This window comes from Streptomyces sp. NPDC047017 (assembly GCF_040644175.1).
GTDB lineage: Bacteria > Actinomycetota > Actinomycetes > Streptomycetales > Streptomycetaceae > Streptomyces.
Map to the genome: position 1 here is coordinate 303,723 of NZ_JBEYVW010000006.1, position 14,716 is coordinate 318,438.

Below are 14,716 nucleotides of genomic sequence, written 5' to 3' on the forward strand. Positions count from 1 at the left end.
GCCAAAACACTAGATCGGGTGACGTCCGATCGAAGACTCGAGCGGCCCCCGTACGGCGTAGGTCACACGGTCCAGGTGGGCTCCAGGTCCACGAGGGCGCCGGTCAAGGCGGCGACGTCGGACTCGGTGCGGGCGCGCAGGGCGAGCCGCTCCACCCGCTCGGTGCGGTACTTGCCGTGCTCGGCGGAGGACTGCCACATCGACAGGACCAGGAACTCGTCGCCCGGCGCCTCGCCGAACAGGCCGCGGACCATGCCGGGCGAACCGGCCATCGCCGGGTTCCACACCTTCTCCTGCATCAGCGTGAAGTGCTCGGCGTGCTCCGCGTGCACCCGGCACAGCGCCACCCGCACCAGATCCGCGTCGGTGAAGCGCGGCTGGAAGCCCGTCTTCACGTCGAAGCGGTGATCGAAGAGCCGTACCCTGGCGTCCTTGAACGTGCCGGCCTGGGCGGCCGCCAGCCGGTCGTGCGAGCGGGCCATGAAGGAGTCGTAGAAGGCGCGGCTCTCCCAGAAGGCGAACACATGGGCCACGCCCTGCCGGCCGCGGCTCCAGCCACCCCCCTGTCCCCGAAACCCCGGCTCCCCCAGAAGCCCCGCCCACTTCCGCTGCCCCCGCTCGAAGCCGCGGCGGTCCACCACGGTGCAGCGAATCCACTTGACCAGCACCGCGCCATCGTACGGCCCTCGGCGTGGCGTCGGTCACTTTCCTGGGGACAGCGCCCGCGCAGGGGTCCGCGCGCGCGTGGCACGATGGACAACGAGCGCTCCCCATCCGGTGGTTGGGACAGACGAGGGCGCGTGAGGACGGGGAAGGGGAGGTCCGTTGAGCGGGCTCAGCAAAGGGATCCGCAAGGTCGAGGTCGCACTGAAGTGGGACCCCAGTCCGACGGGGCAGCCGCCCACCGATCTGGACATCGTGGCGGGCACCTACCTGGCGGGCGATCCGTACGGCGCGCCGGACTACCTGGTGCACTTCGACAGCCGCTCGCCCGACGGCACGATCTATCTGAACCGGGACAGCACGGACGGCAAGGGCTTCGGCTGGGACGAGGTCATGACGCTGGAGCTGGACCGGCTCTCCGAGCGGTACGCGCGCGTGGTGATCGGTGTGGTCGTCCAGCAGGCCGCCGGGCACCGCCCCTTCGCGGGCGTGCTCGATCCGGGGCTGCGCATCCGCGAGGGGTACACCGTGCTGGCCGAGGACGACTTCGGCGGTGTACCGCGGGCGACCGCGGCCGCCGTCGCCGAGTTCGCCCGGGACGAGTCCGGGAGCTGGCAGTTCCGCTCCGGCGTCCACGGCTTCGAGGGCGACCCGGCGGACTTCACCGGCGTGATGGGCCGCGCGCACCGGCCGTGACCGCAGACGTGGGAAACAGGTAAGGGGCGCCGGCCATGGCCGGCGCCCCTTACCTGTCAGCCTTTCACCTCACGGCACGGCCGTCAGGTCAGCTGCAGCCGCTCGTCGAGCCGCAGCCCTCGCAGATGTAGCACGAGCCGGCGCGCTGCATCTTGGTGCCGCAGGAGAAGCAGAGCGGGGCGTCGGCCTGGATGCCCAGCTGCATCTCGACCAGCTCGGCGCTGGTGTGCGCCTGCTTCGGGGCGGGCGCGGCCGCCTCGGTCTCGGCCTTCGGGGTGGCGACGGCCTTCAGGTCGGTCTGCCGCGGCGCGGACTGGGCCAGGCCCTCCACGTCGACGTCCTCGTCGATCGGCTCGTACGAACCGGTCTCCAGGTGGCGCTGGCGCTCCTCGGCGGAGTGGATGCCGAGCGCGGAGCGCGTCTCGAAGGGCAGGAAGTCCAGCGCCAGGCGGCGGAAGATGTAGTCGACGATCGACTGCGCCATCCGCACGTCCGGGTCGTCGGTCATGCCGGCCGGCTCGAAGCGCATGTTGGTGAACTTCGAGACGTACGTCTCCAGCGGCACGCCGTACTGGAGGCCGACGGAGACCGCGATGGAGAAGGCGTCCATCATGCCCGCGAGGGTCGAGCCCTGCTTGGACATCTTGAGGAAGACCTCGCCGAGACCGTCGTCCGGGTAGGAGTTGGCGGTCATGTAGCCCTCAGCGCCGCCGACGGTGAAGGAGGTCGTGATGCCGGGCCGGCCCTTCGGGAGACGCTTGCGGACCGGGCGGTACTCGACGACCTTCTCGACCTTGGGCTGCTGCTTCTCCTCGGCGGCCGCGGGCTTCTTCTCGGAGTCCTTGGTCTTGGCGGAGAGCGGCTGGCCGACCTTGCAGTTGTCGCGGTAGATCGCGAGCGCCTTGACGCCCAGCTTCCACGCCTCGTAGTAGATCTCCTCGACCTCCTCGACGGACGCCGTCTCCGGCATGTTGACCGTCTTGGAGATCGCGCCGGAGATCCAGGGCTGGATCGCGGCCATCATGCGGACGTGGCCCATCGGGGAGATGGTGCGCTCGCCCATGGCGCAGTCGAACACCTCGTAGTGCTCCTGCTTGAGACCGGGGGCGTCGATCACATTGCCGTTCTCGGCGATGTGGGCGACGATCGCCTCGATCTGCTCCTCCTGGTAGCCCAGGCGGCGCAGGGCCTGCGGGACGGTGCCGTTGACGATCTGCATCGAGCCGCCGCCGACCAGCTTCTTGAACTTGACCAGCGCGAGGTCGGGCTCGACACCGGTGGTGTCGCAGGACATCGCCAGGCCGATGGTGCCGGTCGGCGCCAGGACGGACGCCTGGGAGTTACGGAAACCGTTCTTCTCGCCGAGGCGCAGCACGTCCTGCCATGCCTCGGTGGCGGCGGCCCACACCGGGGTGTCCAGGTCGTCCATGCGGTGGGCGGTGGCGTTGGCGTCGGAGTGCTGCTTCATGACGCGCTGGTGCGGCTGGGCGTTGCGGGCGTAGCCGTCGTACGGGCCGACGACCGCGGCCAGCTCGGCGGAGCGCTTGTAGGCGGTGCCGGTCATCAGGGAGGTGATGGCACCGGCGAGCGCGCGGCCGCCGTCGGAGTCGTAGGCGTGGCCGGTCGCCATCAGCAGGGCGCCGAGGTTGGCGTAGCCGATGCCGAGCTGGCGGAAGGCGCGGGTGTTCTCGCCGATCTTCTGGGTCGGGAAGTCCGCGAAGCAGATCGAGATGTCCATCGCGGTGATGACCAGCTCGACGACCTTGGCGAAGCGCTCGGACTGGAAGGACTGGCTGCCCTTGCCGTCGTCCTTGAGGAACTTCATCAGGTTCAGCGAGGCGAGGTTGCAGGACGTGTTGTCCAGGTGCATGTACTCGCTGCACGGGTTCGAGCCGTTGATGCGGCCGGACTCCGGGCAGGTGTGCCAGTGGTTGATGGTGTCGTCGTACTGGATGCCCGGGTCGGCGCAGGCCCAGGCGGCCTCGGCCATCTTGCGGAAGAGGGACTTGGCCTCGACCTCTTCGATGACCTCGCCGGTCATCCGGGCGCGCAGGCCGAACTTGCCGCCCTGCTCGACCGCCTTCATGAACGTGTCGTTCACGCGGACGGAGTTGTTGGCGTTCTGGTACTGGACGGACGTGATGTCGTCGCCGCCCAGGTCCATGTCGAAGCCCGCGTCGCGCAGGGCGCGGATCTTCTCCTCCTCCTTGACCTTGGTCTCGATGAAGTCCTCCACGTCGGGGTGGTCGACGTCGAGGATGACCATCTTGGCGGCGCGGCGGGTGGCACCGCCGGACTTGATGGTGCCGGCCGAGGCGTCGGCGCCGCGCATGAAGGAGACGGGACCGGAGGCGTTGCCGCCGGAGGAGAGCAGTTCCTTGGAGGAGCGGATGCGGGAGAGGTTCAGGCCGGCGCCGGAGCCGCCCTTGAAGATCATGCCCTCTTCCTTGTACCAGTCGAGGATCGACTCCATGGAGTCGTCGACGGACAGGATGAAGCAGGCGGAGACCTGCTGGGGCTGCGGGGTGCCCACGTTGAACCAGACGGGGCTGTTGAAGCTGAAGATCTGGTGCAGGAGGGCGTACGCCAGCTCGTGCTCGAAGATCTCGGCGTCGGCGGGCGAGGCGAAGTACTTGTAGTCCTCACCGGCCTTCCGGTACGTCTTCACGATGCGGTCGATCAGCTGCTTGAGGCTGGTCTCGCGCTGCGGGGTGCCGACGGCACCGCGGAAGTACTTGCTGGTGACGATGTTGACCGCGTTCACCGACCAGAAGTCGGGGAACTCGACGCCACGCTGCTCGAAGTTGACCGAGCCGTCGCGCCAGTTGGTCATGACGACGTCACGGCGCTCCCAGCTCACCTCGTCGTACGGGTGCACGCCCGGGGTGGTGTGGATGCGCTCGATCTGCAGTCCCTTGTTCCCCGCCTTGCCGCCCTTGGCGCGGGAACCTCGTGCCGGACCGCTCGCCGTCTCTGTCATGCCGCCTCCCTGTACGGGCAAAACGCCCTGAAGTGCCCCGATGTTCCGGGGACACGGTGTGCTGTCTGGTACTGCGGGCATCCCGGTCGCTGCCGCCCGCAGCCGTCTTCCTCGCCGCCGCCGGGCCGGCCCGGACCCGCGGTCCGGACCGGCCCGCCGATCAGTCGGCGGCGCGCGCGGGCACGGGGACGTCAGGCGTCCCACCGCGTCCGCGATCGTCTTCCTGGTTCCCCGTGACGGCGTCGTCGCCGTCCTCGCGCTCCGCGGCGGGGCGCCGCGTCTCTTCCCTGAGTTCCGCGATGGCGGACTCGAAGTCCTCCAGCGAGTCGAACGCCCGGTACACGGACGCGAACCGCAGGTAGGCGACGAGGTCCAGCTCCTTCAGGGGGCCGAGTATGGCCAGCCCCACCTCATGGGCGGCGACCTCGGCGCTTCCGCTGGCCCGCACGGCCTCCTCGACCCGCTGGCCGAGCTGGGCGAGCGCGTCCTCCGTGACCGGCCGCCCCTGGCACGCCTTGCGCACGCCGTTGATGACCTTGGTACGGCTGAACGGCTCGGTGACTCCGGCCCGCTTGACCACCATGAGCGAACACGTCTCGACGGTGGTGAACCGGCGGGAGCAGTCGGGGCACTGGCGGCGCCTGCGGATCGACGTGCCGTCGTCCGTCGTACGACTGTCGACGACACGGCTGTCGGGGTGCCTGCAGAAGGGGCAGTGCATGGCTCCAACCCTCCTCACAGCAGACTCATGGGCCTCGCCGGACCTCAGGAGTCCCGCGAAGCAGCCCCAAGCATAGGCGATGACCGGAGGGCCGGAGACCCGGGGGAACACAACTTGTGGGCTGCTGTAGCCATCCAACCACTACATGTAGGGATCGGCTCGTACGCGCGCCGCGCCCCGCACGTGTCGTGCGGGCGTGGCGACACAGCGTGACCCGGGACGGGTGGCGGACACCACGGCGAACACGCCGGTGCCCGTCCGTTCCGCCCGGCTCGGGCAGGGATTACCGTGAGCGCCGGGCGGAGGAGCGGCGGGACTGCGCGGCCCGGCGGCACCGGCACTCGGTCGGCTCGCGGTCGGCACTCGGCCGACGGGGCGGCTCGATGCGGCCGGTGGCACACCGGGGCGGCGCCCGCGGGGGCGCGTCCCGGCGGTGAAGAGTACAGCGATCGGCCCTTTTGTCCGACGGCCGCCACGTCAGCCATACACCCATTCACAAGATCAAGTCAGGCGATTCCCGCTTTTTCACTCGAACGTGTGTTTGGCGCAACCTTTCGAAAGCAACTACCGTTGTGCCGGAGGGAGACCATCGAGAGGGGCCGACGACGTGACCACCACCGCAGACAGTGCGACCATCACTGCCCAGGACCGCCTCCAGGGCCGATTCGAGCCGGTGCATGCGATGAACGAAGCCGCGAGTCCCGAGGGGCAAAAGCGCTCCCTCCCGGGCCGACCTCCAGGCATCCGGGCGGACAGCTCGGGCCTCACCGACCGGCAGCGCCGGGTGATCGAGGTCATCAGGGACTCGGTCCAGCGGCGCGGCTACCCGCCGTCCATGCGGGAGATCGGCCAGGCCGTGGGGCTGTCGAGCACCTCTTCGGTGGCTCACCAGCTGATGGCACTGGAGCGCAAGGGCTTCCTGCGCCGCGACCCGCACCGCCCGCGCGCCTACGAGGTCCGCGGCTCGGACCAGTCCAGCACCCTGCAGGCCACGGACACTGTGGGCAAGCCGGCCGCGTCGTACGTCCCGCTCGTCGGGCGGATCGCCGCCGGTGGCCCGATCCTCGCCGAGGAGTCGGTCGAGGACGTCTTCCCCCTCCCCCGGCAGCTGGTCGGTGACGGTGAGCTGTTCGTCCTGAAGGTCGTCGGCGACTCGATGATCGAGGCCGCGATCTGTGACGGGGACTGGGTGACGGTCCGCCGCCAGCAGGTCGCCGAGAACGGCGACATCGTGGCCGCCATGATCGACGGCGAGGCCACCGTCAAGCGCTTCAAGCGCGAGGACGGCCATGTCTGGCTGCTCCCGCACAACGCGGCCTACGAGCCGATCCCCGGTGACGACGCGACCATCCTCGGCAAGGTCGTGGCCGTCCTGCGGCGCGTCTGAGCACCGCCGCGGGCGGGCCGCCGACCCGCCCCTCGATCGGGCCCCGGAACCTCTGCGCCGGTTCCGGGGCCCCATGCTGTCCGGAGCTGTCCGGTGCCGGGCGGCGAAGGGGTGGCCGAAGCCCGGCAGTGAGCCCCGATCACCCCGCTCACCTGGCCGCCGGCTCCTCCTCCGCCTGCCGGGCCGCCGCGTCGATGGCCGTCAGCGACCTGCGGACCTGATCGCGGTCGGTGGTGTACCAGAAGTCCGGCAGCGACGCCTTCAGATAGCTGCCGTAGCGGGCGGTGGCCAGGCGCGGGTCCAGGACGGCGACCACGCCCCGGTCGCCCGTGGCCCGGACCAGACGCCCGGCGCCCTGGGCCATCAGGAGGGCCGCGTGGGTCGCGGCGACGGCCATGAAGCCGTTGCCGCCGGCGTCCTCGACGGCCTTCTGGCGGGCGCTCATCAGCGGGTCGTCCGGGCGCGGGAAGGGGATCTTGTCCATGACGACCAGCTGGCAGCTGGGGCCCGGCACGTCGACGCCCTGCCACAGGGAGAGCGTGCCGAACAGGCACGTCCTCGGGTCGGCCGCGAAGTTCTTGATCAGCTCGCCCAGCGTCTCCTCGCCCTGGAGCAGCACCGGGAACTCGGGGAGGCGGGAGCGCAGCTCCTCCGCGGCGAGCTGGGCGGCCCGCATCGACGAGAAGAGGCCGAGGGTCCGGCCGCCCGCCGCCCGGATCAGCTCCGTCAGCTCGTCCAGCATGTCCCCGCGGTCGCCGTCGCGCGCGGGCCGCGCCAGATGCTTGGCGACGTAGAGAATGCCCTGCTTGCGGTAGTCGAAGGGCGAGCCGACGTCCACGCCCTTCCACTGCGGTACGTCCTCGCCCTCCGTGCCCTCCGGGGCCAGGCCGAGCGAGGCGCCGACGCCGTTGAAGTCGCCGCCGAGCTTGAGCGTCGCGGAGGTGAGCACCACGGAACGCTCCGCGAACAGCTTCTCCCGCAGCAGGCCCGACACGGACATGGGGGCGACGCGCAGGGAGGCGCCGAAGCGGTCGTGGCGTTCGTACCAGACGACGTCCCACTCGGAGCCGTTGGTGATCCGCTCCGCCACACCGTGCACGGACTCCACGGAGGCCAGCGCCTGCTTGCGCACCGCGTCCTCGTCCTGCACCGACTTGTCACGGGTCGCGCCGATCCCGGAGATCACATTGCGGGCGGCGTCCCGCAGCGCCAGCAGCGCGTAGCCGAGGTCCTCGGGGACCTCCTCCAGGCGGCCGGGCAGCGCCAGCTCCATCAGCCGCTCGAAGCCCTCGGCGGCGGTCTGCAACTGGTCGGCGGTCTTCTCGTTGACGAGTTTCGCGGCGCGGCGCACCGCGCGGTTGACCTGCCCGGGCGTGAGTTCGCCGGTGGCGACGCCGGTGACCCGGGAGACCAGTTCGTGCGCCTCGTCGACGATCAGCACCTCGTGCTGCGGGAGGACGGGGGCGCCTTCGATGGCGTCGATGGCGAGCAGGGCGTGGTTGGTGACGACGACCTCGGCGAGCTTGGCGCGCTCCCGGGCGTTCTCGGCGAAGCACTCGGCGCCGTACGCGCACTTCGAGGCGCCCAGGCACTCCCGGGAGGAGACCGACACCTGCGCCCAGGCACGGTCGGACACGCCCGGCGTGAGGTCGTCGCGGTCCCCGGTCTCCGTCTCGTCCGCCCAGTCGCGCATGCGCAGCAGGTCCTGGCCGAGCTTGCTGGTGGGCGCGGCCGCCTCGAACTGGTCGAACAGGCCCTCCTCCTCGTCCTGCGGGACCCCCTCGTGCAGGCGGTGCAGGCACAGGTAGTTCGACCGGCCCTTGAGCATGGCGAACTCCGGGCGGCGGCGCAGCAGCGGATGCAGGGCGTCGACGGTGCGCGGCAGATCCCGTTCGACGAGCTGGCGCTGCAGGGCGAGCGTGGCGGTCGCCACGACGACCCGGTCCCCGTGCGCGAGGGCGGGCACGAGGTAGCCGAGGGACTTTCCGGTACCGGTGCCGGCCTGGACCAGCAGGTGCGAGCCGTCGTCGATCGCGTCCGCGACGGCTTGGGCCATGGTCACCTGGCCGGGGCGCTCCGTACCGCCGACGGCGGCGACGGCGGCATGCAGGAGTTCGGGGAGTGAGGGCTTCGTCATAGCGCGACCACCCTACGGCCCGGCACTGACAAACGAGTACGGAAGGCCGGGACCGGGGCCAGGACCGGGGCCGGGACCTGGGGCGCGGCACGGACTCCATGCGGGGCGGGACGGTGGCGGCAGGTCACAGCAGGCCGCGCGCGCAGCGGTCGCGGAGCATGAGGGCGGCGCGCTTGCCCGGCAGGTCCACCTCGGCCGACAGCCGGAATCCGGCGGTCAGGAAGGCGGCGATGGAGGCCGCGTTGCGCAGGTCGGGCTCCGCGACGACGCGGGCGCAGGCGGGGCGCCGGTCGAGGATCAGGTCGGCGGCGGCCCTGAGCAGGGTGCCGCCGAGGCCCCGGCCCCGGTCGCCGGGGGCGCCGATGAGGAGGTGGATCCCGGTGTCGTGCGGCCTGGCCGGGTAGTGCCGGGCCAGGGGGTCGAGGTCCGCCCGGTAGATCTCCCAGTAGCTCATCGGGGTGCCGTCGAGCAGCCCGAGGCAGGGGGCGCTGCGGCCGTCCCCGGACAGCTGCGCGCGCAGGTGCTGCCGGGTCACGCTCTGCTCGCCGTCCAGCTGCCAGAACGCGGCGACCGCCGGATCGTTCATCCAGCGGCTGACGAGGGACAGGTCGCGTTCGAGCCGGACGGGGGCCAGTCGGAACGCCCCGGCGGAGGTGGGGGTCGGACCCCAGTCGTCGATGCCGTCGAGGAGGTCGTCCCCGGCGGCGGGGCCGGGGCCGGGCTCCGCGAAGAGGGCGGCGAAGTCGTCGGGCAGGTGCAGGTCGAGGGTGTCCTCGGCGTCGGTGTCCTCGGCGTCGGTGTCCTCGCCGCCCGTGTCCAGGGCGGCCGTGGTCGTGACAGCGGTGGCCGGGGCGGTGGAGGCGGGGTCCGTGACGGCGCCGGCGTCGGCGGGAGGTATGGCGCGCTCCTCTCGGAAGGTGGGCCGGTCGGCCCTCAGACGTACAGGGGGTTGGTGACGGTGACGTAGACGGACTGGGTGTCGACCGGGCCGACCAGCTCGTCGAGGCCGTGCAGGCGGGTCAGCAGGTTGGCCTTGCAGCGCAGCACCGGCGAGTCCAGCAGGCGGGCCGGGAGGGGGGAGCGGGTGCGGGCCGGACCCGTGGCGGCCTCGCGCAGGAAGCGGCGGAAGGCGGCCAGGAGCACCCGTTCGTCGGCCAGCCGCTGGGAGCCGAAGGCGCCGACGAGACCGAACACGTTGTTCAGGGCGAGGTAGTAGGCGAAACGTTCGTCCGTGACCTCGTCGGGGACGAAGGTGTCACTGCGTGCACCGATGCCCGGCAGCAGGGCGTCGAGTTCCGCGTGCCGGGAGGCGCGGAAGTAGTAGCCCTGGTTGTCGCGGTAGCGGGCGCCTACCGGCCAGCCGTCCGCGTCGAGCAGGAGCAGGGTGTTCTGCTGGTGGGCTTCCAGGGCGATGCCCGCTTCGCCGTCCAGCCACAGCACGGGGCGGACCACGTGTTCGAGGTAGCGCAGGAACCACTCGGCGGCGACGGCCCCGCTCGGCCGGCCGGTGCGCTGGGCGAGGCCGGTGACGATCTCGGCGAGCCGGGACCGCAGGGCCGGGCCGGTGCCGGGACGGCCGGACCGCTCCGCCCGGGTGCGCGGCTCCGCCTGTGCGCGGGGGCGGGGTGCGACGAGGGCGGCGACGCAGGAGACGTCGTCGGCCGGGGCGAACGGGTTGTGCCGGATCATCACGTCCAGTCCGGGCACGGGGGCGCCGTCCTGGTCGTCGACGGCCAGCCAGGCCGGGTCGCGGACGATGTCGAAGCCGGGGTGGGCGGCCCGCCAGCGCCGGGAGAGGCCGGCGCGCAGCAGGCGGTGGACCTCGACACCGCGGTGCAGTTCCTTGCGGAGGTTCTCCCGGCGCGAGTTGGTGATGCGCAGGGCCAGCGACAGTTTGAGCATGGCGGGCGCGCCGGTGCGGTGGACGGTGCGCACGGAGGAGGTGGGGTGCCAGGAGGGGCCGTGCGGGCCGAGGTCGCGCAGGAGTCCGGCGTCCAGCAGCGCCGCCGTGTCGGCGCGGTGCCGGACCTCGCGCGCCTGCCACGGGTGCAGCGGCAGGGCGGCGTGTCCCTCGGGCAGCGGCAGTCCCGCTCCGGCGAGCCGGGCCGTGAGCCGCGCGGCGGGGACGGGCCGCCCGGCTTCGGTCCAGGCGGAGTCGGTGGCGAGGACGGCGGGGGCGACCGCCATCCAGTGCAGCGGGAAGGAACCGCGTGTCTCGGGCGAGTACGGGCGGGCCTCGGCCTCCGACAGGCCCTCGCGGCTCTTGGGGGCCGGATGCAGCGGGTGGCCGAACACCAGGGCCTGTTCCGCGGAGAGGAAGAGGTCGGGCCCGTCGGCCGGGTCCTCGCGCCGGTCGCTCAGGAAGAGGGCGGTGCGCCGGACGGAGTCGGCGACGCGGGCCAGGAGATCGACGGGCGGGGCGGTCCAGGAGGACGGTGCCGGTGCGGGGGATGTTTCTGAGGTGGGCGTTTCGGGGGCGTGCGCCGCTGGGGCGTGCGCCGCCGCGGTGGACGCTTCCGCGGTGGGCGCCCCTGTGGTGGACGTCTCTGCGGCGGGCGCCGTCGAGATGGTCACGGCCGTGGCGGCGGTCGTCGTGGCGGCTTCGCGGGCGAGCAGGGCGGCGACCGTGACGGCGTCGGCCGGGCCTGCGGACTCCGGGGCGCCGGCCAGGCGCGGTGGGCCGAAGCGGTGCCAGCCGGTGGGTGACCAGTGGTGGACCGGGACGAGCAGGGCCGTTCCGGTGGCCTGGAGGGGGATACGGAGGGTGCCGTTCCCGGGGTCGGCGGTGTCCGTCTCGCGCACCCAGCAGCGCAGGAGGTTCTCCACTCCGGCGGCCTGGGCGGCCGTGTGCGGGTCGGGGTGCTCCAGGAGGTCGGTGGCCGTGCCGTGCGGCGGTTCCTGGGTGGTGTTCAAGAGGGTTCCTGGGGGTGTCGGGGTGTCGGGGTGTCGGGGTGGGGAGGTGGGGAGGTGGGGAAGGCGAGGGCGCTAGGCCCGCGCTCCGGCCGGGTGTCCGGCGGCCGCCGCGGCGATCGCGTCGGCCAGCCGGTCCAGTACGGCCTCCGCCTGCTCGTCGGTGAGGGTCAGCGGCGGCAGGAGGCGTACGACACTCGCGTGGCGGCCGCCGAGTTCGACGATCAGGCCCCGGCGCAGGCATTCCCGCTGGACGGTGGCGGCGAGTCCGGGCGCGGCGGGCAAGGGCGTACGGGCCTGCGGCAGGAAGGCGGTCGCCTGGCTGTCGTGCTGCCCGTGGGCCGCCACGGCGTCCCGCCCGGCCGCCTCCGCGCCGCCCCGCCCGTACTCCCCCGGCTCACCCGATGCACCCGATGCACCCGATGTGCTCGACTCACCCGCCGGATCGACCAGTTCCAGGCCGAGCATCAGTCCGCGGCCCCTGGCCTCGCCGACGCAGGGGTACCGCTCGGACAGTTCGCGCAGCCGGGAGAGCATGCGGGCGCCCAGGGCCGCGGCGTGTTCGGCGAGGCGGTTCTCGCGGACGTGGGCCAGGGTGGCGGTGCCGGCCGCCATGGCGAGCTGGTTGCCGCGGAACGTCCCCGCGTGCGCGCCCGGTTCCCACACGTCGAGGTCGTCGCGGTAGACGACGACGGCCAGCGGCAGGCTGCCGCCGATGGCCTTCGACAGCACCATCACGTCCGGGGTCACCCCGCTGTGCTCCACCGCCCAGAAGGCGCCCGTGCGGCCGACCCCGGTCTGGACCTCGTCGGCGATCAGCGGCACGGACCGCTCGGCGGTGAGCCGCCGCATGCGCCGCATCCAGTCGTCCGGCGCGGGGAGCACCCCGCCCTCGCCCTGCACGGGTTCGACGATCATCGCGGCGGGCAGCGGGACGCCCGACTTGGGGTCGTCCAGCACGGACCGCGTCCAGCGGGCCGCGAGTTCGGCTCCCTGGGGGCCACCGACACCGAACGGGCAGCGGTAGTCCTGCGGGTAGGGCAGCCGGGCGACCCGTACGTCCGAGGCGTGCCCGGAGGCGGCCAGCGCGGCGGCGGTCATGCCGTGGTAGGCGCCGGTGAACGCCATGATCCCGGTGCGGCCGGTGGCCGTCCGGACCAGCTTGAACGCGGCCTCCACCGCGTCCGTGCCGGCCGGGCCGCAGAACTGCACGCGCGCGTGGCCGGCCAGTCCCGGCGGCAGGGTGCGGAACAGCTCGGTGACGAAGGCGTCCTTGACGGGGGTGGCGAGGTCGAGGGCGTGCAGCGGGGCGCCCGAGTCCAGGACCCGGCGGACGGCCTCCAGGACGACGGGGTGGTTGTGGCCGAGGGCCAGGGTGCCCGCGCCCGAGAGGCAGTCCAGGTAGCGCCGGCCGTCCGCGCCCTCGATGGTCAGCCCGCGGGCCCGTACCGGCACGATCGGCAGGGCGCGCGCGTAGGTGCGCGCCGCCGACTCGCGCGCCGACTGGCGGCGCAGGATCCCCTCGTGCAGGGCACGCGCCCCGTCCGGCGCGCATCCGCCGGGCACCGACTCCGTCACGGTCACGGCTCCCTGTCCTCCCGCTCTCCCACGGACGTCCTCCCGCTCTCCCCGCACACCTGCCGCGGGGAGCCGGGCCGCCCCTGCTGACGGCGTGGGGCGTCCGGACACGGACAGCGGGCCCCCCACCGCTACAACCGCGCACGGTCCGTCCGGTTACGGGTTGCCCCAAGATCCTTGCCGTGACGGAACTGTTGCCGTTCCGTCGGCGGTCCCCCACAGCGAGCGCATAGTGTGTGATGCCGTTCCACCTGCCGTGACGTGCGTGAACCCGGTCCGGGCCGCGCGCGGGCACGGCCGTGCCGGCAAGTACGTACATTTCAGGGGGAGTCGAAACATGCGACCCATACGCCCGTCCGCCACCGCTCGCCGGGGAGGGAGCGCCCGCCGCCGGGCATTCCTCGTGCCGGCCACCGTCGCCCTGGTCTCCGCGCTGGCGTTCACGGCCACCGGCTGCAACTCGGGCGACGACACGCACGCGGACGGCAAGTCCTCCGCCTCGGCCGGCGCGGCCGACACGGACGGCACGGGCGACGGCGCGGTCAAGGTCCCCGAGGACATCCGCAAGAAGCTCAAGGCGCACGGGATCGACATCGACAGGTGGAAGAACGGCGCCTGGAAGAACTGGAACAAGGACGACTGGCTGCGCGAGGCCGACGACTTCGTCAACCCGATCATCAAGGGCCTGTGGAACCCGGACCGGATGCGCCGGGCCAAGGACCCCGACAAGGGCGTCGCCAACGACATCTCCGGTGACCAGGGGGTCACCGACCCGGCCCCGGCGCCGGTGCGGGCCCGCGCGGTGTCGCCCACGTACCACACCAACGCGGCGACGGCGGGCAAGGTCTTCTTCGACTCCCCCGAGGGCACGATGGTCTGCTCGGCGACGGTGGTCGAGGACCCGGCCCACCCCGGCAAGTCCAACATGGTCTGGACGGCCGGCCACTGCGTGCACGCCGGCAAGAAGGGCGGCTGGTACCGCAACATCGCCTTCGTGCCGTCGTACAACGACGCGGGCCGCAGCACCGCCCAGTTGCAGGGCGCCACCAAGGACCAGGTCGCCCCGTACGGGGTGTGGTGGGGCGACTGGGCGCAGACCTCCGACCAGTGGATCGAGCAGGGCGGCGCGACCGGCGGGCAGGGCGCCAGTTACGACTACGCCGTCATCCATGTGACGCCGGAGAAGGGCGGCAGCGGCAAGTCGCTGGAGGAGACCGTCGGTTCGGCGCTGCCGGTGGACTTCAACGCCCCGGCCGTGCCGAAGGTGCGGAGCATCACCGCGACCGGCTACCCGGCCGCGCCGCCGTACGACGGGCAGTTGCTCTACCAGTGCCAGGACAAGCCGGGACGGCTGTCGGTCACCGCGTCCGACCCGACGATGTACCGCATCGGCTGCACCATGACCGGTGGTTCCTCCGGCGGCGGCTGGGTCGAGACCGGCTCGGACGGCAAGCCGGCGCTGGTCTCCAACACCTCGATCGGCCCGGTGACGGCGGGCTGGCTGGCCGGTCCCCGGCTGGGCACGGTGGCCAAGGGCGTCTACGACTCGGTGAGCAAGAAGTTCGCCGGGCAGTGAGCCGTACGCAGTGAGCCGTACGCGGTGACGAGCCGGTGAGTCGACCGGTCCGCAGCACGCGTCCACGG

General features: G+C 72.4%; 10 protein-coding genes. 3 read left to right on the forward strand and 7 right to left on the reverse strand.

The genetic code is table 11. The features are described 5' to 3' along the window. Positions 1 to 62 precede the first annotated feature (62 nt). On the reverse strand, positions 63 to 668 hold the full coding sequence (locus tag ABZ858_RS13160) for a YdbC family protein (protein WP_361375950.1): 606 nt from the start codon (positions 666 to 668) through the stop codon (positions 63 to 65). A gap of 157 nt (positions 669 to 825) precedes the next feature. Here ABZ858_RS13160 and ABZ858_RS13165 point away from each other — a divergent pair, with 157 nt between their 5' ends. Then, positions 826 to 1,359, forward strand: a complete 534-nt coding sequence (locus ABZ858_RS13165; RefSeq protein ID WP_361375953.1) for a TerD family protein — start codon at positions 826 to 828, stop codon at positions 1,357 to 1,359. A gap of 88 nt (positions 1,360 to 1,447) precedes the next feature. Here the strand turns inward: ABZ858_RS13165 and ABZ858_RS13170 are convergent, their stop codons facing one another. Next, positions 1,448 to 4,339, reverse strand: coding sequence for a vitamin B12-dependent ribonucleotide reductase (locus ABZ858_RS13170; RefSeq protein ID WP_361375956.1), 2,892 nt, complete (start codon positions 4,337 to 4,339; stop codon positions 1,448 to 1,450). A gap of 160 nt (positions 4,340 to 4,499) precedes the next feature. Beyond that, positions 4,500 to 5,060 carry a transcriptional regulator NrdR gene (nrdR, locus tag ABZ858_RS13175; protein WP_361375959.1) on the reverse strand — a complete coding sequence of 187 codons (561 nt, stop codon included), beginning with the start codon at positions 5,058 to 5,060 and terminating at the stop codon, positions 4,500 to 4,502. Positions 5,061 to 5,667: 607 nt separating this feature from the next. Between nrdR and lexA the strand changes: the two genes are divergently transcribed. Continuing rightward, positions 5,668 to 6,447, forward strand: coding sequence for a transcriptional repressor LexA (gene lexA, locus ABZ858_RS13180; protein WP_361375962.1), 780 nt, complete (start codon positions 5,668 to 5,670; stop codon positions 6,445 to 6,447). 148 nt (positions 6,448 to 6,595) lie between these two features. On the opposite strand, the gene ABZ858_RS13185 is transcribed toward lexA, so the two are convergent. The 4 genes from ABZ858_RS13185 to ABZ858_RS13200 all read right to left on the reverse strand — a co-directional run bounded on the left by ABZ858_RS13185 (position 6,596) and on the right by ABZ858_RS13200 (position 13,078). Further along, entirely contained in the window at positions 6,596 to 8,584 is a 1,989-nt protein-coding gene (locus ABZ858_RS13185) for an ATP-dependent DNA helicase (protein WP_361375965.1), read from the reverse strand. Between the two features lie 124 nt (positions 8,585 to 8,708). Continuing rightward, positions 8,709 to 9,482, reverse strand: coding sequence for a GNAT family N-acetyltransferase (locus ABZ858_RS13190; protein ID WP_361376182.1), 774 nt, complete (start codon positions 9,480 to 9,482; stop codon positions 8,709 to 8,711). 35 nt (positions 9,483 to 9,517) lie between these two features. Continuing rightward, complete coding sequence (locus ABZ858_RS13195; RefSeq protein WP_361375968.1) at positions 9,518 to 11,497, reverse strand: IucA/IucC family protein; 1,980 nt, start codon at positions 11,495 to 11,497, stop codon at positions 9,518 to 9,520. 72 nt (positions 11,498 to 11,569) lie between these two features. Continuing rightward, positions 11,570 to 13,078, reverse strand: coding sequence for a diaminobutyrate--2-oxoglutarate transaminase family protein (locus ABZ858_RS13200; RefSeq protein WP_361375971.1), 1,509 nt, complete (start codon positions 13,076 to 13,078; stop codon positions 11,570 to 11,572). 331 nt (positions 13,079 to 13,409) lie between these two features. Here ABZ858_RS13200 and ABZ858_RS13205 point away from each other — a divergent pair, with 331 nt between their 5' ends. Then, entirely contained in the window at positions 13,410 to 14,648 is a 1,239-nt protein-coding gene (locus ABZ858_RS13205) for a hypothetical protein (protein WP_361375974.1), read from the forward strand. Positions 14,649 to 14,716: the final 68 nt, after the last annotated feature.

What these genes read in the sequence shown, in the direction of transcription:
- ABZ858_RS13170 (WP_361375956.1), bottom strand. Translation starts at nt 4,339, where the DNA reads ATGACAGAGACGGCGAGCGGTCCGGCACGAGGTTCCCGCGCCAAGGGC.
- ABZ858_RS13205 (WP_361375974.1), top strand. Translation starts at nt 13,410, where the DNA reads ATGCGACCCATACGCCCGTCCGCCACCGCTCGCCGGGGAGGGAGCGCC.
- nrdR (WP_361375959.1), bottom strand. Translation starts at nt 5,060, where the DNA reads ATGCACTGCCCCTTCTGCAGGCACCCCGACAGCCGTGTCGTCGACAGT.
- ABZ858_RS13185 (WP_361375965.1), bottom strand. Translation starts at nt 8,584, where the DNA reads ATGACGAAGCCCTCACTCCCCGAACTCCTGCATGCCGCCGTCGCCGCC.